The organism is Clostridium sp. AM42-4 (assembly GCF_003480105.1).
In the GTDB taxonomy this organism is placed as follows: domain Bacteria; phylum Bacillota; class Clostridia; order Lachnospirales; family Lachnospiraceae; genus Brotaphodocola.
In genome coordinates this window covers 1-391 of sequence record NZ_QUIK01000058.1, presented here as the reverse complement: position 1 = coordinate 391, position 391 = coordinate 1, and the positions used below count along the sequence as shown (strand labels likewise).

General features: G+C 49.6%; 1 pseudogene. It reads right to left on the bottom strand.

What is annotated here, in order from left to right:
• Nucleotides 1–228 (bottom strand): annotated as a pseudogene (locus tag DW922_RS17790) (hypothetical protein); the annotation flags it as partial.
• Nucleotides 229–391: the final 163 nt, after the last annotated feature.

Sequence of the window (391 nt, the reverse complement as noted above, 5' to 3'; positions counted from 1 at the left end):
GAGCTGCCTGCTCAGTTCGGCGTCTCTCTGCCTGTTCTGCTCTGCCCTTGCTTGTCCTTGATTTGACTGCTTCATCAATTCCTCGCAGCTCTCGCTCGACAAAGCTAAGGCTTCCTTCAGCAGGCTGTTCTCCAGCTCTGTCCGGCTCTGTCGGTTCAGTTCTTGGAGCTGTTCTCTCGGACTTGCCTGCTCTGACTTCTGCTGTTCGTGCATTTCTCTCAAACTCATGCTCCAGTTCCTCCTTTCCAAAACCCATGTTATAGTATTTTTCCAGCTTATTATTACGAATTTTGCAAGCCTTTTCTCCTGCCTGTTCCCTGGCTAAGTCAGTATATGTGATGTACTTGTGGCTGTCCTGCCAGTCCACTCCGTACCCTCTTTCATTCATCAG